The organism is Polyangium jinanense (genome assembly GCF_028435265.1).
GTDB classification, from domain to species: domain Bacteria; phylum Myxococcota_A; class Polyangia; order Polyangiales; family Polyangiaceae; genus Polyangium; species Polyangium jinanense.
On record NZ_JAGTJK010000001.1, the window covers coordinates 83857 to 102038 of the forward strand.

Below are 18182 nucleotides of genomic sequence, written 5' to 3' on the forward strand. Positions count from 1 at the left end.
GCGTGGTCGACCCTTCGGCGCGAGCAGCGAGAACGCCCGGCGGCACGGACACGCCGAGCGGCTACGAGAACACCCTCCGTCCGCTCGCGCTCGCCTTTGGCCGCAGGCGCGGCGACGCCCGGCGCTTCGGCGGCAAGGCCACGAGCCTCGGGCGCCTCGTCCGTGAAGGCCTGCCCGTTCCGCGCGGCTGGGTCCTTCCCGCCGATCACTTCGACGCACTCGCCGAGACCACGCTCCCGCGCGGCCACGACCTGCCCACGCTGATCAAGCTCGCCGGCAGCCGCACGGGCATCGATCGCGCCGCGCGCGCCCGCGATCGCATCCAGGCGGCCCCGCTCGCCGCGCCGCTGCAAGCTGCGATCGAAGCGCTCTGGGCGGACGTCGGCGAGAGCGCGCCGTGGGGTCTCGCCGTGCGTTCGAGCGCGACGTGCGAGGATGGCGAGGAGACGAGTTTTGCCGGGCTCGCGACCACGCTCCTCGGCGTGCGTGGGCCCGAGGGGCTCGCCGCGGCGATCAAGCAAGTGTGGGCGAGCGCGTTTTTGCCGCGCGCGATCGACTACCTCGCGCACCACGGCGTGCGTGACGTGGCCATGGCCGTGCTCGTGCAGGTGATGGCGCGCGCCGAGGCCGCGGGCGTCTTGTTCACCGCGCCGCCGCCGGGGCTCGCGGGCGAGCACTGGGGCGAGAACGAGCGGCTCGTCAACGTCACGCTGGGGCTCGGCGCGCCCGTCGTGGAGGGCGCGATGCCGACGGACTCGGTGCGCTTCGCGAAGGCGGGCGGCGTGGTCGCGACGGTCGTCGCCGAGAAGCGACGCGCGCTCGTCGTCGGCCCGCGTGGCATGGAGGAGGTCGCGATCCCCGAGGATCGCACGAGGCTACCCGCGCTCTCGCACGAGGCGATCGGGCAGCTCGGCGAGCTCGCGAGCCGGCTCGAACAAGGCGGCACCGGGCCCTTCGACGTGGAGTTCGCCGTCGAGCGGACGCCCGAGGGCAAGGATCAAGTGCTCCTCCTGCAGGTGCGTCCGATCGGCGGCGGAGGTTTTCCCGAGGGCGGCGATGCGCAGACGGTCTGGTCACGCGCGAACGTCGGCGAGGCTTTGCCCGGCGCGGCGACGCCGCTCACGTGGTCGATCGCGCGGAGCTTCAGCGAGAAGGGTTTCCGTGAAGCGTTCGCCGCGCTCGGCTGTCGTGTTCCGCGCGGCGCGCACCTCGTCACCAACGTGCACGGGCGCTTCTACCTGAACCTCACCGCGTTCATGCAAATCGCCGCGCAGGTTCCGCTGCTCTCGCCGCGTGCGCTTCTGCAAGCCTCCGGCGGCGCGGGCGAGGCCGCAATCGCGCTCCTCGAACGACAAACCGAGGACGTCTCGAAGCGCGGCTTCCTCGCGCGCCTGCCCGTCGTGGCCCCGCGCGTGCTCGCGAGCCAGGCGCGGCTCGAACGTGACGTCGCGAGTTACGAGGTCGAAGCCGAACGCGCGCGTCGCTCCCTCGCCGAGATGGACCTCGGCCTCCTGCCCGACGACGCGCTCGCCACCACGCTGCGCACCGCGAGCGCGCTGCTCGATCGCACGGGCACGTTGATGCTCTCGTGCGCCTCGGCCTCGCTCGCGAGCCACCTTGCGCTCGCGCGCCTGCTCGATCGTGTCGCCGCGCGCCGCTCGTCCGCGCGTGACGACGAAGACGCCGCGCTCGCGATGGATCCGCTCATGCCCCGGTCCCTCTCGACCGGCACGTCTCTCGCGCATGCCCTCGTCGGCGGTGTTCGCGAGCTCGAAAGCGCGGGCCCCGGCGTTGCCCTCGCCCGCATCGCCGTGCGCGCGCGCGAAGAACCCGAGGCCCGCGAATGCCTCCTCGCCGGAAAAGTTCGCGCCCTGAACGATCTTCCCGACGGTCCCACGCGCCGCGAGCTCGAATCGTTCCTCGACACCTTCGGCGACCGTGCCGTCCGCGAGGCCGAGCTCTCCACGCCGCGCTGGCGCGAGGATCCCACCGCGGTCCTCGCCATGCTCGTCGCTGCCCTCCGCGCGCCCGACAGCGACCCCGATCGCGCCCTCGCTCGTGCTCGCGCCCTCGCCGATCGCGAGATGGCCCAGCTCGAAACGCGCATCGGCCCGGCCGTGCTCTACGCCGTCCGCGCCCTCGTCACGCGCACGCAGCGCTTCACGCGTCTCCGCGAGCGCATGCGCATGTGGGTCACGCGTGTCCTCGGCATGCTCCGCACCATCGCGCTCGACGTCGATCGACGCCTCCGCCGCATCGACCCCACCTTGCCCACGGGCGCCGTCTTTTTCTGCACCTACGACGAGCTCATCCTCGCGCTCCGCAGCGGCCGCGCCGAGATCGGCCACGTCGCGCGCCTCCGCCGCGCCGAGCACCTGCGCGATGCCCAGCGCCCCGATCCTCCGCCCACCTTCATCGGCCGCCCGCCGCCCGTCCAGCTCCCGCCCGCGTTTGGCCGCCGCCTCGTCGGCCTGCCGGCGTCGAGCGGCGTCGTCGAGGGCCGCGCGCGTGTCCTCGCGCCCGGCACGAGCGGCCTCGACGCCGTCTGCGCCGGCGAGATCCTCGTCACGCGCACCACGGACGTTGGCCTCTCGCCGCTTTTCCTCGTCGCTGCTGCGGTCGTCACCGAGCTCGGCGGCCCGCTCTCGCATGCGGCGATCGTCGCGCGTGAGTACGGCGTTCCGGCCGTCGTCAACGTCCCGGGCGCCACCGTCGCGATTCGCACCGGCGATCGTGTCCGTGTCGACGGCGACCGCGGGACGATTGAAATCTTCGGCGACGATGTCAGGTCCAAGGACACGTGAAGAACCGCCGCCTCTTCCTCGCGCTCGGCCTCGGCGCTGCCCTCGGCGCTGCCGCTGCGCTTTCGCTCGCCGAGCCCTCCCGCGCGAAGGCGCCCGCCGCGCCCGAGCCTCCTCGGGGTGGTTTTCCCCCGGATCCGCCGGGCAATGCGTCGAAGAAGCAGTGGGTCTTCGACATCCAGGTCCAGGGCGGCAAGGCCTCGCTCCCGCGTGTTTCCTCGGTCCTCGTGAACACGCCGACGCCCACGGTGCGCATGATGGGCCGGTTCGCGGTCGAGTTCTGGGTCGGCAAGGAGCTGCTCGATCGGATCCGCTTCGACGTGCCGATGCTCGATCGCGACTCGAAGGATCGACGTCGCGGCCCCTTGCGCGGACCGGACTTCACGAACGTCTCCACGCGCCTCAAGGTGCGCATGGCCGATAGCCCCCGCGCTGCGTTCGTCGCGCTCGTCGACCGCGCCACGGGCGACGTGCAGCGCTTCGCCTGGCCGCCTGACGCCGAGGGCCGGCTCGCCCCGCTCGGCGCGTCGGCGGCGCCTGCGCAGGCCAAGGAGACGGCGTTCGACGCGGGTTCGCCGGGGGATTCCGGGGGTTTTGGGGATGCGGGACCGAGCGACGCGTCGGTGGACGGCCGGTAGGGTTTCTTTTCGGCAGAAGTTCCATGCCGTCCGGGGCTGAGGTAGGCTGCTCGGGCCATGGCAAGCCGTCTGCTCGTTGCCTCCCTCGTGATCTCTTCGCTCGCGCTCGCCGGAACGGCGCTCGGCCAGGGTGCGGCGCCTGCGAAACCCGACGCGGCCAAGCCTGCTGCCAAGCCCGCCGCGGGCGCGGCGGCTCCGACGGCCCCGACGGCGCCGGCAGGCCCGCTCAAGGATCCCCAGAACAAGATGGGGATCAGCCCCTACATGGAGGCGATCAAGAAGGGCGAGGACGCGTTCGTCGCGCGTGATTTCCCGAGCGCGGTGACGGCGTTCCAGGACGCGATCAAGGTCGACTCGACGAAGATGCTCGCCTTCTACCGGCTCGGCGAGGCGCAGCTCGCCTCGGGCAAACCCGAGGAGGCCGAGGCCGTGTGGAGCGCCGCGCTGAACAAGGACGGCCCTGCGGATCTCAAGTCGAAGGTGCTCTTCGTTCTGGCCGACCTGCGCGAGCGTCAACGCAAGCTCGACGTGGGCAAGGAGGCGTGGGCGAAGTACGCCCAGTTCCTCAAGGACCAGGCCGACGCGAAGGGATACGCGGGCACGCCCGAAGAGCGGCAGAAGGTCATCGACCGCCGCGTGAAGGACGAGAAGGACTACGCCGCCGTGAAGGAGCGCATCCAGAAGCGCCAGGCCGAGCGTGAAAAAGAGGCGGAAGAGAACGCCAAGAAGGACAAGCTCAACAAGTAACGACTCGTTGGAGCTCAAAACGAAAGGCCCGCCGGCGTGAAGCCAGCGGGCCTTCGTGTTTTGGTCCGCGTCGGGTCAGCGCTTGTGCGCGATCGGCACGGGGCCCGACTCGGTCCAGCGGTAAAACCCTTCGCCGGACTTCTTGCCGAGCCTGCCTGCGCGCACCATCTGCCGCAGGATCGCGGGCGGCCGGAACTGCTCGCCGATCTCGCGGTGCAGGTGCTCGAGGATCATGAGCCGCACGTCGAGGCCCACGAGATCCGTCAGCTTGAGCGGGCCCATCGGGTGCCGGTAGCCGAGCTCCATCGCCCGATCGATGTCCTCCGCCGAGGCCACGCCGCTCTCCAGCATGCGCATCGCCTCCGCGCCGATCACCACGCCGAGCCGGCTCGTCGCGAACCCGGGCATGTCGTTCACGACGATCGGCGTCTTGCCGATGCGCTTGGCGATCGCGAGGCTCGCCGCGACGACGGCCTCGTCCGTGCCGAGCCCCCGCACCACCTCGAGCAGCTCCATCACGGGCGGCGGGTTGAAGAAGTGCAGGCCGATCGTGCGCGCCGCGGCGGCCGTGCGCGTGCCGATCTCCGTGATCGACAGGCTCGACGTGTTCGTGCCGAGGATCGCGCGCTCCGGCGCGAGCGCCTTCACCTCGCGAAGAAGCCCGACCTTGAGGTCCATCTGCTCGGGCGCGGACTCGATCACGAGGTCCACGTCACGACACGCCTGCGCGAGATCCGACGTGGGCACGAGCGCGCCGATGAGCTCGCTGCGCGCCTCGTTCAGCATCTTGCCCTTCTGCACGAGCCGATCCGTCGCCTGCTTGATCGACTCGATCGCGCGCCCGATCCGCGCCGCATCCACGTCGTAGAGATGCGTCACGTACCCGGCCTGCGCCGTCACCTGCGCGATGCCCTGGCCCATCGTGCCCGCGCCGAGGACCACGACGCGACGCACGTCCGAAGCCTGGATCACCTCGCTCATCGCGGCACCGGCGGCGCGGGCTGCGGCTGCGGCGCGCCGCCCGGCTGCTGCTGCCGCGCGCGGAGCGCCTCGATCTGCTGCTGGATCTGCTTCGCCTGATCCGGCGTGAGCTGACGCAGGCCACCGGAGCCGAGCGGCGCCGGGGTCGGACGCGCCTGCGGGGCCGCAGGCGGCAAGCGCGCGGGCTGCGCTTGCGGCTGCAGCGCTTGCGGCTGCGGCGCGGCTTGCGGCGCGACCTGGGCGGGCGCGCTGTCGGTCTTCGGCTGGGCCTCGTCACCGCTGCCCGCGAGCAGCCACGCGGTGCCCGCGAAGAAGAAGAGCAAGAGCCCCACGATCGGGATCCACGTGGGCGTGCGCGGCTCGTCGGCCGGCAGCTCCTGCACCGGATCGTTGTCGAAGTGGTCGTGATCGTGGGAGGCGTGGTGGCCCGCGGCGTGATCTCCGTGGGCGTCGTGCGCTGCGCTCATGGTGGGGAGGGAATGCCCCACTTCCGGCCCGAAGTCCATGGGAAGCCCCCCGGCCGATGCGCGCTCCAGGGGGCCGGCCCTTTCACGGACCCCAGGGATTGAAGGGCACGTCCGTGACCGGGACCAGGCGAGAGGTGAAGAACACCCGCATCGTCCCGACCTCCGCGCGCGGACCCGTGAGCACGAACGGCACCTTCCGCGTCTCGCCCGCGAGCTTGAGCGTCAGCTCGCCGCGCACCGGGATGTTCTGATCCGCGCCCGACGCGCGGGCGATCTCGACCACGTAGCTGCCCGAAGGCGTGTTCACGAGCCCGAGCGCCTCGGTCCGTGTGCTCGTCACGTCCCGCGCGCTGAGGAGCGCCTTGCCAGGCGAGCCGAGCCACGAGGTGCGGCGGCCTTGCGCGTCGATGAGCCCGATGTCGAGGTCCACGCCACCCGTCCACTCGGCCGAGACCTGGATGTCGCCGGTGAGCACGGACGAGGGCGGGGGGCCGGGCAGCGCGAGGAGTTTGTCGATCGAGGCGCGCACCGACTCGCTCGCGTCGAGCTTGAGCAGGCTCGCGAGCTCCGTCATGCCGAGCGTGTTCGCGCAGCGCACCGCATCCGCGACGAGCTTCGCCTCGCCGGGTGCCATGTCCGCGAGCGCGATGCGGTGCTCGCAGGCGAGGGCGTGGTTGCCCGAGGCCTCGTGCATCTTCGCGAGCCGCGTCTGCGTGGCGCGATCGCCCGGACGAACGTCCGCGAGGCCGCCGAGGATCCGGATCGCGCGCTCCCGATCGCCCTGCCGCGCCGCGAGATCCGCGCGCGCCGTCAGCGCGTCCGGATCGAGCGCGTCGCGCCCGCTCCACTTCGCCGTGAGCTCTTGCGCCTCGCCGAGGCGCCCGGCCGTCGCGTAGAGCGCGAAGAGATCCACGGTCTTGTCGCGGCTGTCGGGCGTGCTCGCGAGCGCGCTCTCGGCAGCGAGGAGCTTCGAGGCGTTCTGCGAGGCGAGCGTGTTCAGCGCCTCGAACGATCCTTTGCGCTCAAAGATTCGACGCATCGGGACGAGGCGCTGCGTCCGGCCCAATCGCCCCCGGCCCGAGCCGAAGCCGTCGTCTCCCCGGCCGCTCCCGCCCCAGCCTTCGCCGCCGAGGGCCCTCGACGCGGGCTTCGGCGCCGGCGCCGCCGTTGCGGTCGCCGCGGGCGCGGCAGGCGGCGGGGGCGCCGCTGCGGCGTCGTCGTTGAACGCATCGAACGGGGCCTCGGCAGCAGGTGCGCTCGCCCCGCCCTTCTTCGACGTTTCAGCGCCCCGCGTGTCGAGCTCGCCAGAGCCCTCGGCCTCTTCCTTCGCCGGGTCGGCGGTCTTCTCCTCGCCCTCGGCGTCCGCGTTCGAGCTTTGCGCGAGCTCCTCGCCCGTGAACGTCGGCGCGACGCGCGTTCGTTCGAGGCCGAACGCGTTCATCATCGCCTCGCTCTCCAGCACGAGCAGCGAGGTGAAGCGGCTCGCGACTGCAAAGCGCTTCGACAGCTCGATCGCCGCGAGCTTGCTCGCCGCGCCGCCCGTGTTCTCGAGCTCCGCGATCTTCGCGGCGGCGTAGAGCCGCGGCACGAACGCGTTGCCCGCGCTCGACGTCGCGAGGATCTTGATCGGGTACGTCTGCTCGAACCGCTCGCTCGCGACGCGGCCGCGCAGCCGGATCGCCCCTTCGATCGCGTCGCCGCTCGACATGCGCGCCACGACGAACGTCTCGCCGCCGGCGCGGATCGGATCGAGCCGCCCGGGCGTGACCTGCGTGAGTCCCGACGGCAGCTCGATCTCCGGATCCCGCAGCGTCACGCCGTACGCCGCCGAGAGCACGTCGAGCGCCGCGGACGAGACCTTCTGCCCGGGCACGTACGGCACCACCACGCCGCCGCCGCCGCGCGCGAGCGCCGCGAGCGAGGTCAGATCCGCGTCGGCGCCCATGGCCACGGCCACGACCGAACCATCGCTGCCCGGCAGCGAGCTACGCACCGCGGCCTCGATGTGCGACGGACGCGTCGGGCCCACGGTCGGCGTGCCGTCGCCGAGGTAGACGATCCTGAGCTCCTTGCCGCCGAGCGCACCTGCCGCGCTCCGCGCCGCGCTCACGGCCGCGGCCATGTCGCTGCCGCCGTCCGGCTCGACGCTCCCGAGGAAGCGCTCCACCTCGCCTGCTGACGCTGCGCCCGGCGGGCTCGGCAAACCGCTGCGGCCGTCCTGCGTCATCGGCCGGCACACTGTGTCGCATGCGAGCAGCACGAACGAGTCGCGCCGATCCATCTCGCGCACGATCGTCGAGGCGAGCCGCGTCGCCCGCGCGAAACGCTCTCCCACCATCGACCGGCTCGTGTCCACGACGATCGCGTGCACGTGCTCCTTCGCCACCTGCCATCGCGGCAGCTTCGGCCGGAGCGCGATCGCCACGTACGGCGACGCATCGAACGCGATGGCGCGCGCCGCCGCGGCCGCGTCCTTCTCCTCCGTCGTCTTCGCCTTCGTCGCCGCCGGCCCGTCCTTCGGCTCCTCCGGCAGCGGTGCGCTCGCGGGCTCCATCCGGTACGCCCACGCCGTCGCCTCGCGATCCCGATCGGGGAGCGCGTACTCGACCGTCAGATCACCGGCCGGAATGAACCCCGTCGCGTTCATCGTGCGTCGCTCGGCCGACGCGTCGCCGCCCGAGGGCGAGAGCTCGTAGCCGCGCGTCTGCACGCCGAACTCCTTGTCGTGACCGAGCACCTGCAGGTCGAGGTCGAACGCGTCGATCTTCGTCGTCCCGCTCGGATCGTGCGCGAGCGGATAGGTGAAGCGCCGGACGCCAGCCGCCTGGTCCACGGTCTGCGTGTACGTCAGCACCACGCGACGCGAGCCACGCTTCGGGATCGGAAAAATTTTGAGCTCAAAACGACCGCCTCGCTGCCACTCGAGCAGCGCCGGATCGCGCCACGGCCCGGGCACCCAGATGATCTCCTCCCGCGGCTTCGGCGTCTTCGGCGCCGCGTTCTGGATGACGCCGCGCCAGATCGCCGCGCCCTTGTCGCGGTCGACGAACGCGCCCTCCATCATCTTGCCGTCCACCTCCAGCGCGAGTTTTTCGATCTGCGCGCCCGGTGGCAGCGGGAACCGGAAGATGCCTTCGAGCTCCTCGTCCGTGTCGTTCGTGAACGTCTCGTCGACCTCGGTCCGCGCCACGACGTCCACGATGCGCACCTTCACCGAGTGCTTCGCGAGCCGCACCGCGTGGTCCTTCTCCTTGGTTTGTCCCGGCTTACGCGCCCGGAGCTCCCCGAGACCGCGCAGCACCGGCGCGTCGAGCTCCTCCGGCGATCGATCGCTCCATTCGAGCGAGTCCGCGACGCTCGACGAGCTTGCCACGAGCGGCTCGCGGCCCTTCTCGATCGTTGCCTCCTCGCCCGCGCGCACGGCGACCGGCTTGCCCGACGCCGCCGAACGCACGAGGACCACGCCCCGCGCAACCTCGACGCTCGCGCGGCCCTTGCTGGCCGTCATGACGAGCTTCGTGCCGACCACCTCGACCTCGCCGTCATCGACGCTGATCTTCGCCGACGGCCCGTGCTTCAGGCTCGCCACGTCCGCGACGATCGTCCCAAAGGCGAGCTTCGCCTGACGCACCTTGCCGCCCTCGAGCGAGACCGACGAGCCTCGATCGATCGCGAGCTGCGAGCCATCCGCGAGCGACACGTACGCCCGCGTGCGCGCGTCCGTGCGCAGCGTCGTGTCGCTCTTCCACGCCCATCCCGGCTTGACCGGCTTGCACGCGCCGCTCGCATCACACGCTTCGAGCCCGCCTTCCTTGTCGGCGGACGCGCGCGAGATCGAGTCGATCTTCCCCGACCACGCGGCTTCGAACGTCAGCTCCTCCGGCCCTTGTTTTTGGCCTTTCAGGTAGAACCCGGCGGCGGCCGCCGCGGCCATCGCGCCGAGAAGCCCTGCGACGAACTTCGGGCGGCGAAAGAGCGAGACGACCTTGCCCCCCTCGCTCCCCTTCGTCGTCCGCGGCGGCGCCGTGCGCGCGGCTCCCATCGTCCCGCTTTTCGCCTCGGGCTCGCGCGAGCGCGACGTTTCACGCTCGGTGATCGCCTGCGCGGGCTGCGCCGCCTTGACCTCGTCGCTCACCGCCTCCGAAGGCTGCGTCGAACCGAGTCCGTTCTCCGAAACTTTGGACACCAACGTGTTCGTCCGCGCCGGCGGGGGCTCGGTCGCGACCTCCGTCTTCGCCGTCGCGATGTCCGTCACCCTCGGCTCGGAGACCCGATCCTCGGCAACCACGCTCTTCGCCGTGCGCGGCGCCGACACCGCGGCCTCGACGCTCTTCGGCGCCACGCCGGCCGGCGGCTTCAGGTTCTCCACGTCGAGCCGCGCGAGCACCTTCTCCGCAAAACCCGCGTCCACGCGAAAGTCTCCGCCCGCGTGCCCCACGAACTCCGCTGCGCGCTCCGCGTCGTACCGGAGGTCCCGGCACGCGTCGCAGTCGGCGATGTGCTCGAACAACTCCTTCGGCGCCGAACCATCCAGCACCTCGGCGATTCGCTCCTCGACCTCGCGGCAGAGCCCACCCACGTTCGTCTCGCTCGTGCTCATCGCTTCACTCCTCGCCGATCTCCGCCCGCATCTTCCCGAGCGCGCGGCTCACGCGTTTCCGCGCCGCCGCCTCGTCGATCCCGCACGCCTGGGCCACCTCTCGGAAGCTGAGCCCCGCGTCGTACCGAAGCACCAGGGCCTCCCGCTCGCTCGGCTTGAGCTTCGAGAGCGCCTCGCGCGCGCGTGACGCTCTCTCCTTCTCCAGCGCGAGCTCGCCCGCGTCCGCCCGTCCCGACGACGTGTCGTGCACCAGCCGGAGCCGCGCCTTCTGCCGCGCCTGCGTCTCGGAGAACCGACCGCAAATGCGACGCGCGATCCCGAACAGGAACGCTCTCACGCTTCCTTCCGCTCGGTACGTCGGGAACGCGTCGTACGCGGCCAGCAAGGTCTCTTGCACGAGCTCCTCGCTGTCCGCCTGCGAGCCCGTGAAGGCCATGCAAAGCCGACCGATCGGCGCTGCATAAACCCGGGCGCACCGCGCGAGCGCCTCGCGATGGTTGCCCGCCGCGAGGAGCTCCTCGATGTCGCGCGCCTCCTCGGCGTGCGATCGGCCTTCCTTCATCTCTGCACGTGCCAGACCCGGGGCCATGGTTGCCTCTTCGCCTGCCATGTTGCTCGGAGCTCCTCTTTTGTGACCGCGACCGAAGCGATCCCCCCAAATCCCCGTCCAACGACTTGCGTGGACCCGAGGCGCTCCGCCCCTCGCCGTGGTAGGATCGATCGAGATCGCCGGCCCCTGCCGGCGACCCGGCCGCCCACGGCGCGACCTTTGCAGCGCCCCCGTCCACGCTACATCATCGCGCGAGCGCCGATCTCGCCGACGAGCTTCGAGGAGCGCCTCCCATGACGAATTTCCCCGCCTCGCCCGAAAAGTCCCCCGCGTTCGGTCACACCTCCGGCGTGAAGAATCTTCAACGCTGGTCGATCGCGGGCAGCCTCGCCGTCCTCGCGCTCATGGCCCCGACCGCGGTCTTCGCCCAAGCGGCGCCCGCGGTCGCGCCGGCCGATGTCGCCGCCCCGCCGGTCGCACGGCCTCAGCCGAACGCGCCGCCCCGTCGCATCGCGCCGCCGCCGCAACTGCCCGCGCTGCAAGCCGCTCCGCCCGCCGCGATCCCTCCCGCGCCCGCCGCGGATCCCAACGCGCCCGCGGATCCCAACGCGAAGAAAGAACCCTCCGTCGAGGAGAAGGCGCTCCGCGGTGTCGTCGCGATCGAACGCGCCGGTCAGCCCCTTTCGCTCGGCGCTGCGCTCGCGGGGGATGGCCGCATCCTCGCCGCGCTCTCGCCGCTCGGCTCGGGTAACGACCTCGAAGCGCGCTTCGCCGACGGCTCCGTCGTTCGCGTCAAGCTCGGCCACCACGACCGCACCTGGGACCTCGCGCTCCTCGTCCCGCAGTCGGGCCGCTGGACCGAAGGGCTCGTCGCCTCCACGCGTGATCCGCTCCGCACCGACGCGACCATCCGCAGCTTCGCGATGGGCGCCAAGGGCAAACCTTCGGTCTCGCAGATGGTGATCCGCGGCCGGAAAAACCTCCTCGGCGCCGACGACGCCACGCTCGCGAACGCCTTCGAGCTCGGCTCGCGCATCTCGCCGCTCGACCTCGGCGCGCCGATCGTCGACGAGGACGGGCGCGTCGTCGCCCTGCTCGGCCGCGGCTGCTCCCCGAACGAGGGTCGCCCCTGCACCCCCGTCGCGTTCGGCATCCCGATCAACGCGATCCGCTCCTTCCTGCGCACGGTCCCGCCGACCGCGGTCCCGCCCGCGGCTTGGCTCGGCATCCAGGGTTCGTCCGAGGTCGGAACGTTCGCCAAGGGCGTCCGTGTGCAGAGCATCCACCCGGACAGCCCCGCGGCCGAGGCCAAGCTCAAGGGCGGCGATCCCTCCGTCAGCGACATGATCGTCGCCGTCGACGGCGTGCCCGTGACGAGCCCCGAGCAGCTCGCGGAGGTCATCCGGACGCACGCGGTCGGCGAGAAGGTGCCGCTCACGGTGTTTGGCCAGGGCAAGTATCGTCAGGTGACGGTCGCGCTTCGTCAGGCGCCCGATCCGCGCGCCGCACCCAAGGCGCCGCCTGCGCATCCGGCCGAGTTGCCGACGCTCGGCGATGCGCCTCCCCCCACGCAAGCCCGTCCCAGAGCGGACGTGCTCGACCGCAGGAGGTAAGATCGATCCCATCTGATCCCGTGGAAACGAACTCGCGACGACCCACTCGCGGGATCTCGTTGACACCCCGCCGAACGATCCCGACCATGACGAGCGCGGCTCTCGGCTACCCATCGGTACCGAGAAAAGGCGAGCCGCTCCGTCCCCCACATTCGGTGAACCGTGGCTCAACAGCTCCGCATCGAGGTTGCCGGCGAGACGAACGTCGGCCGCAAGCGTAATCACAACGAAGACAACTTCGCGATCATGGCGGAGTACGGCCTCTTCATCGTGGCCGACGGCATGGGTGGTCATGCATCGGGCGAGGTCGCCTCGAAGATGGCCGTCGACGCGATGCAAGAATTCTTCGCGCAGACGCAAGAGGATCCCGAGCGCACGTGGCCCTACAAGATGGACCGCACGAAGGGCTACGAGGAGAACCGCCTCATCACGGGCATCAAGCTCGCGAACCTGCGCATCTACGAAACCGCGCAGCGCGAGTCGAAGAAGCGCGGCATGGGGACGACGTTCGTCGGCATCTTCACGGCGAACGACGGCGTGTACATCGCGCACGTCGGTGACAGCCGCGTCTACCGGCATCGCGACGGCAAGCTCGAGTGCCTCACCGAGGACCACTCGTTGCTCAACGACTACATCAAGATGAAGCGCCTCACGCCCGAGGAGATCGCGAACTTCCCGCACAAGAACGTCATCGTGCGCGCGCTCGGGATGAAGGAGACCGTCAAGGTCGACACGCGCTTCGAGGTGCCCGCCGTCAACGACACCTACCTGCTCTGCTCCGACGGCCTCTCCGGCCCCGTGAGCGACCCCGAGATCGCCGACATCCTCTCGCGCCACGGCGACATCAAGACCGCGACCGCGAAGCTCATCGAGCGCGCCAACGAGAACGGCGGACCCGACAACGTCACGTGCGTCCTCGTCCGCTGGACGCTCTGATCCAAGGCGAACACCGACCCGCGTTCACGCGCCGCACCCACGGCGCGTGATGCGTTTTGTGCGCGCGACGCGCGCGGCGATCACTTGCCCGTCGAGAGCATGATCGCCGCGACGATGGCGAAGCCGATCAGCGCGAACAGAACGCCGCCGAGCAGGAAGGGCCACACACGGCGCGGCGCATGCTGCGGCGCGAGGTCGGTCGCGAGGGGCTGCATGCCGGTTTGCTGCGGCCACGGGGCCTGCTGCGCCGGCATGCTCATCGGTTGCTGCCCATAGGATCGCGAGGCCTCCGGGTACGTCGCGTTCGGCATCGGCGCGCCGTAGCTCGGCGACGCGGGCACGGGCGGTTGCACCGCGCCGTACGTGCCCGAGCTCGACAGACCCGGGTAACTGTTGGAGGTCGAACCATATCCCGAGGGGCTTGGCCGCGCCGCGCTCGATCCCGACGGCTGCGGCAGCGGCGGCCACTGCGGGGCCCCTCCGGTCTGGTTCGGCATGAGCCGCGCGATCGGCATTGCCAGCGTCGCGGCCGCGTCGTCGGTCGTGTTCTCCGCCTCGATCGGCGGAGGCTCGGGGCGACGGATGTGCGACTCCTGGCGCGTCACGTCGTAGGGAATCGTCCCGCGCGGCCCGCCGCTCAAGGACGCCGACGCATGCGAAGGCGTGCGCGACATCGACACCCCCGTCTGCGGCGCGGGCATCGTGTGTGCGGTCCCGAGCGTGTTCGGCTGCGCGTACGGCACGCCCGACGAACGCGGGCTCAGTTCGCGCCACGCGGCGAGCGCCTCCGTCGCTGTCTGGAACCGCTGGTCCGGATCACGCGCGAGCCCGCGTGCGACGAACGCTTCGAGCCGTGGATCGATGGGGCCATCCATCGCGTCGCCGATCCTGCGCGGCGGCGCCTTCGCCTTCATCTCCACCATCACGAGCACGTTCTTCGCGAGGTAGGGGAGCTGTCCCGTGAGCGACTGGTAGATCATCGTCGTGCACGCGTAGATGTCCGCGCGCTCGTCGACCATCTTTGCCTTGCCGATCTGCTCGGGCGGCATGAACGAGAACGTTCCGAGGCTCTGGCCCATCTCGGTGAGCGTCTCGCCCTCCAACTCCTTCGGCAGCTTCGAGATGCCGAAGTCGAGGATCTTTACCCGCGTGGAGCCATCCGGACGGCGTTCGAGGAAGACGTTCGAGGGCTTGAGGTCGCGGTGGATGATCTTCACGCGGTGCGCGTCCGCGAGGCCCATCCAGACCTGTTCGAGGATGAAGTAGAGCTCGTCGAAGTGGATCGGCCCGGTGCGCTTCAGCCGATCGATGAGGCTCTCGCCTTCGAGCAGCTCGAAGACGAGCACGATGCCGAAGTTCGCGTCCTCCTCGACGTCGAGGACCTGCGTGACGTAGTCGCTGTTGATCGAGCCCGCCGCGCGCGCCTCGCGCCGGAAGCGCTCGACGGCCGAGTGCTTCGCCTTCACGTCGGCGTGCAGCACCTTGATCGCCACCTGGCGCCCGGTGCGCGTGTTCTCCGCGGCGAACACCTCGCCCATCCCGCCGCGCCCGAGCGGGCGGATCACGCGGTAGCGATTCGCGATGATGGTGCCGGCTTCGATCTCCAAACGTGCGCCTCGTCCCTTCGGACTAGAACGTCCCGACGGCCATCATGCCGCCGCCCTGCGGTGTGGCCCATGGAGCGAAGGCAAACGACTCCTTCGGCGGCTCGGTCGGCTTCTTCTCGGGCCGCATGACGAAGAGGACCGTCGCCGCCACCGCGCCCGCCGCGGCCAAGCCGAAGCACACGTCCGCGACCGTGTTCAGCGTGACGACCTTCGAACGCATGTCCTCGAGGACCACGAGCTCCGATGCGGTGTTCGCCTTCCCGTTCGACGCGTCGAAGTCGGCTTTCGCGCCCGTCGCGAGCACGCCTCCGACCACCGCGCCCGCGATGCCCGCGGCGATCGCCGCGCCGCCCACGATGAACACCGTCATCGGCACGGGACGCGAGGGCTGCTCGGCGGGTTTGTCCTCGCCGCCGCTCTGGAAGTCCTTCTCGGTAAAACCCTCGGCCGTCACGGGTTTGCCCTTGTCGAACTCGAACTCGCGCTCGAACTTGCCGCCGTTCGGGATGTCGACCTTCCAGATCTGATCGGGCGCGCCGTCGACGCTGGCCTTGAACTCGTGCGAGCCGGGGTGGATGCCGATGCGCGTGTCCGTGAGGCCGATCGTGTAGCGGTTCGTGATCGGAAAGCCGCGCGCCGGCGTGCGCACGTCCGTGATCGTCACGCCCGGACGATCGGACTTCAGCGTCACCCACGCGACCACGGACCGCAGCGCCTTGAGGTCCGTCTCCATCTGCTGCTTGTCCGCGGGGTCGAGCTGATCGCCCTTCGCTTCGAGGAATTTGTCGAGCAGAGAGATCGCCTCGCCGTCGCGCTCGAGCTCCATCGCGCAGAGGCCCATGCCCTTGACCGCGTTCATCGAGCCCGAGAGCTCGTAGGCCTTCTTGAACTCGCGATACGCCTCCTCGCACTTGTGCCCGGAGGGATCGTTGTAGAAGGCCGCGCCCGCCTCCATGTGCTTCTTCGCTTCGACGAGCTTCGGATCCTCGGGCGCTGCGGGCTCGGCCGGGGGCTTCTTGCCGGCGCCTTTGCCCTGCGCGAGGGCCGGGCACGCAGCGGCGAGCATGGCGAGAGCCGTGATCGCGGAGAACGTACGCGTCAGCGCGGACCGCATGCCCCAAAGGGTACCGCGGGTCGTGCTGGATCGGAAAGAGAACCGCAGGGGTTCGGGGCGTAGCTCCGCTCGCGGAGCGAGAGCCCCGAGCGTCGAACGACGCGGTTCGAGGGGGGCGTCTTACTCCTCGTTGGAGCGGAGCTTGGCGAGCACGCTGAGGTCTTCGAGGGTCGAGGTGTCGCCGGTGGTCTCGCGCCCCGTGGCCACATCCTTCAAGAGGCGCCGCATGATCTTGCCGCTTCTCGTCTTCGGCAGCGCGTCGGCGAAGCGGACCTGATCGGGTCGGGCGAACTTGCCGATCTCTTGGCCGACGTGGTTCGCGAGCTTCGTCGCGAGCTCGGGACTCGCCGTAAATCCGGGGCGAAGCGACACGAAGACCACGAGCGCTTGGCCCTTGAGGTCGTCCGGCCGACCGACCGCGGCCGCCTCGGCGACGGCTGGGTGCGAGACGAGCGTGCTCTCGATCTCCGCGGTGCCGATGCGATGACCCGCAACGTTCAGGACATCGTCGATGCGGCCGACGACCCAGTAGTAGCCGTCCGCGTCGCGGCGCGCGCCATCGCCCGTGAAGTAACAGCCCTCGACATCGCTGAAGTACTGCTTGCGGAAGCGCTCGTCGTCGCCCCACACGGTGCGCAAGATCGAGGGCCACGGGCGCCGGAGGACGAGCATGCCGCCCTCGTTCGCCCCGACGCTCGTGCCGTCCTTGGTCACGACGTCCGGCACCACGCCGAACATGGGCAAACCCGTCGATCCGGGCTTCGCCGACGCGGCGCCGGGCAAGGTCGTCATGAGGATCGAGCCCGTCTCCGTTTGCCACCACGTGTCGACGATGGGGCAACGCTCGCCGCCGATGTTCTTGTGGTACCAGATCCACGCCTCGGGATTGATCGGCTCGCCGACGGAGCCGAGCAGGCGCAGGCTCGAAAGATCACTCTTCTTCGGCCAGTCGTCGCCCTGGCGCATGAAGGCGCGGATCGCGGTCGGCGCGGTGTAGAGGATGGTCACGCCGTGCCGCTCGATGAGGCGCCAGAAGCGGCCCCAGTCGGGGAAGTTCGGCGCGCCTTCGTAGAGCAGGCACGTCGCGCCGTTCGAGAGCGGGCCGTAGACGATGTAGCTGTGCCCGGTCACCCAACCGACGTCGGCCGTGCACCAGTAGACGTCGTCGTCACGCAGGTCGAAGACGTACTTCGTGGTGACGTGCGCGCCGACGAGATAACCCGCGGTCGTGTGCAGCACGCCCTTGGGTTTGCCCGTGGAGCCCGAGGTGTAGAGGATGAACAGCGGGTGCTCGGCGTCGACGATCGTGGCCTCGCGACGCGCGTGGCCGTTCGGATCGACGATCTCGTGCCACCACACGTCGCGTCCCTCGGTCATCTGCACGGGACACTTCTCGCTGCCGAGGTGACGCAGCACGACGGTCTTCTGCACGCTCGCCGATTGCGGCTGCGCGAGCGCCTTGTCGACGGTCGACTTCAGCTCGAGCACGTTGCCGCGCCGGTAGCCGCCGTCCTGCGTGATGACGACCTTCGCCTGGCTGTCGTGCACGCGGTCGCGGATCGCGTCCGCCGCGAAGCCGCCGAAGATCACGGTGTGCACCGCGCCGAGCCGCGCACACGCGAGCATCGCCACCACGACCTCGGGCACCATGCCCATGTAGATCGCCACGCGGTCGCCCTTCTCCACGCCGAGCTTCGCGAGCGCGTCGGCGAAGAGCACGGTGTCGCGGTAGAGCTGCGCGTACGTCAGCGTGCGCGTCTCGCCGTACTCGCCTTCCCAGATGATCGCCGCCTTGTTCCGCGTCGGCGTCGACATGTGCCGATCGAGGCAGCTCTCCGAGACGTTGAGCGTCGCGCCCTCGAACCACTTCGCGTGCGGGAGGTTCCACTCGACCGTCTGCGTCCACGGCGTGCGGAACACGAGGTCCTTCGCCTCGCGACGCCAGAACGTGTCCGGATCGTCGAGGCTCTCGCGGTAGAGCGCGTCGTAGGCCTCGCGCGATTTGATGCGCGCGCGCGCGGCAAACTCGGCCGGCGGATCGAACCTACGCGTCTCCTTCAGCAGGCTTTCGATGGCTTCCTTCGACATGGGCCCTCCCAAGGCGGACGCGGAGGATACCGCTCCGGAA

General features: G+C 70.5%; 12 protein-coding genes. 5 read left to right on the plus strand and 7 right to left on the minus strand.

All coding sequences use genetic code 11. The features are described from left to right. Positions 1-2 precede the first annotated feature (2 nt). From KEG38_RS55345 to KEG38_RS00405, 3 genes are read left to right on the plus strand one after another with little or no spacing between them, the layout of a single operon-like run. Positions 3-2804, plus strand: coding sequence for a PEP/pyruvate-binding domain-containing protein (locus KEG38_RS55345; RefSeq protein WP_272416949.1), 2802 nt, complete (start codon positions 3-5; stop codon positions 2802-2804). After that, a complete protein-coding gene (locus KEG38_RS00400) occupies positions 2801-3439 on the plus strand; it encodes a hypothetical protein (RefSeq protein ID WP_272416950.1) in 639 nt (212 codons plus the stop codon). Before KEG38_RS55345 ends, KEG38_RS00400 begins: the two co-directional genes overlap by 4 nt. Before the next feature lie 57 nt (positions 3440-3496). Next, on the plus strand, positions 3497-4186 hold the full coding sequence (locus KEG38_RS00405; protein ID WP_272416951.1) for a tetratricopeptide repeat protein: 690 nt from the start codon (positions 3497-3499) through the stop codon (positions 4184-4186). A gap of 75 nt (positions 4187-4261) precedes the next feature. Here the strand turns inward: KEG38_RS00405 and KEG38_RS00410 are convergent, their stop codons facing one another. The 4 genes from KEG38_RS00410 to KEG38_RS00425 all read right to left on the minus strand — a co-directional run bounded on the left by KEG38_RS00410 (position 4262) and on the right by KEG38_RS00425 (position 10823). Next, positions 4262-5167 (minus strand): 3-hydroxyacyl-CoA dehydrogenase family protein, encoded by a 906-nt coding sequence (locus KEG38_RS00410; RefSeq protein WP_272416952.1) that lies wholly within the window; start codon positions 5165-5167, stop codon positions 4262-4264. Next, complete coding sequence (locus KEG38_RS00415) at positions 5164-5634, minus strand: hypothetical protein (RefSeq protein ID WP_272416953.1); 471 nt, start codon at positions 5632-5634, stop codon at positions 5164-5166. The genes KEG38_RS00410 and KEG38_RS00415 overlap by 4 nt, the downstream gene beginning before the upstream one ends. 82 nt (positions 5635-5716) lie before the next feature. Continuing rightward, positions 5717-10234 (minus strand): VIT domain-containing protein, encoded by a 4518-nt coding sequence (locus KEG38_RS00420; protein ID WP_272416954.1) that lies wholly within the window; start codon positions 10232-10234, stop codon positions 5717-5719. A gap of 4 nt (positions 10235-10238) precedes the next feature. Continuing rightward, positions 10239-10823 (minus strand): RNA polymerase sigma factor, encoded by a 585-nt coding sequence (locus tag KEG38_RS00425; protein ID WP_272416955.1) that lies wholly within the window; start codon positions 10821-10823, stop codon positions 10239-10241. A 254-nt stretch (positions 10824-11077) separates the two neighbouring features. Here KEG38_RS00425 and KEG38_RS00430 point away from each other — a divergent pair, with 254 nt between their 5' ends. Beyond that, complete coding sequence (locus tag KEG38_RS00430) at positions 11078-12397, plus strand: S1C family serine protease (protein ID WP_272416956.1); 1320 nt, start codon at positions 11078-11080, stop codon at positions 12395-12397. Positions 12398-12559: 162 nt separating this feature from the next. Continuing rightward, a complete protein-coding gene (locus KEG38_RS00435) occupies positions 12560-13333 on the plus strand; it encodes a Stp1/IreP family PP2C-type Ser/Thr phosphatase (protein ID WP_136933489.1) in 774 nt (257 codons plus the stop codon). Positions 13334-13413: 80 nt separating this feature from the next. Here KEG38_RS00435 and KEG38_RS00440 read toward each other — a convergent pair whose 3' ends face one another. The 3 genes from KEG38_RS00440 to acs form a co-directional block, all read right to left on the minus strand. Further along, on the minus strand, positions 13414-14940 hold the full coding sequence (locus KEG38_RS00440; RefSeq protein WP_272416957.1) for a serine/threonine protein kinase: 1527 nt from the start codon (positions 14938-14940) through the stop codon (positions 13414-13416). A gap of 22 nt (positions 14941-14962) precedes the next feature. Then, positions 14963-16054, minus strand: a complete 1092-nt coding sequence (locus KEG38_RS00445) for a hypothetical protein (RefSeq protein ID WP_272416958.1) — start codon at positions 16052-16054, stop codon at positions 14963-14965. Positions 16055-16174: 120 nt separating this feature from the next. Beyond that, complete coding sequence (gene acs, locus KEG38_RS00450) at positions 16175-18142, minus strand: acetate--CoA ligase (protein WP_272416959.1); 1968 nt, start codon at positions 18140-18142, stop codon at positions 16175-16177. Between the last annotated feature and the right edge of the window lie 40 nt (positions 18143-18182).

Excerpts from the sequence above, each read along its gene's own strand:
- KEG38_RS00405 (WP_272416951.1), top strand. The coding sequence starts at position 3,497 with ATGGCAAGCCGTCTGCTCGTTGCCTCCCTCGTGATCTCTTCGCTCGCG.
- KEG38_RS00410 (WP_272416952.1), bottom strand. The coding sequence starts at position 5,167 with ATGAGCGAGGTGATCCAGGCTTCGGACGTGCGTCGCGTCGTGGTCCTC.
- KEG38_RS00415 (WP_272416953.1), bottom strand. The coding sequence starts at position 5,634 with ATGAGCGCAGCGCACGACGCCCACGGAGATCACGCCGCGGGCCACCAC.
- KEG38_RS00420 (WP_272416954.1), bottom strand. The coding sequence starts at position 10,234 with ATGAGCACGAGCGAGACGAACGTGGGTGGGCTCTGCCGCGAGGTCGAG.
- KEG38_RS00425 (WP_272416955.1), bottom strand. The coding sequence starts at position 10,823 with ATGGCCCCGGGTCTGGCACGTGCAGAGATGAAGGAAGGCCGATCGCAC.
- KEG38_RS00430 (WP_272416956.1), top strand. The coding sequence starts at position 11,078 with ATGACGAATTTCCCCGCCTCGCCCGAAAAGTCCCCCGCGTTCGGTCAC.
- KEG38_RS00445 (WP_272416958.1), bottom strand. The coding sequence starts at position 16,054 with ATGCGGTCCGCGCTGACGCGTACGTTCTCCGCGATCACGGCTCTCGCC.
- acs (WP_272416959.1), bottom strand. The coding sequence starts at position 18,142 with ATGTCGAAGGAAGCCATCGAAAGCCTGCTGAAGGAGACGCGTAGGTTC.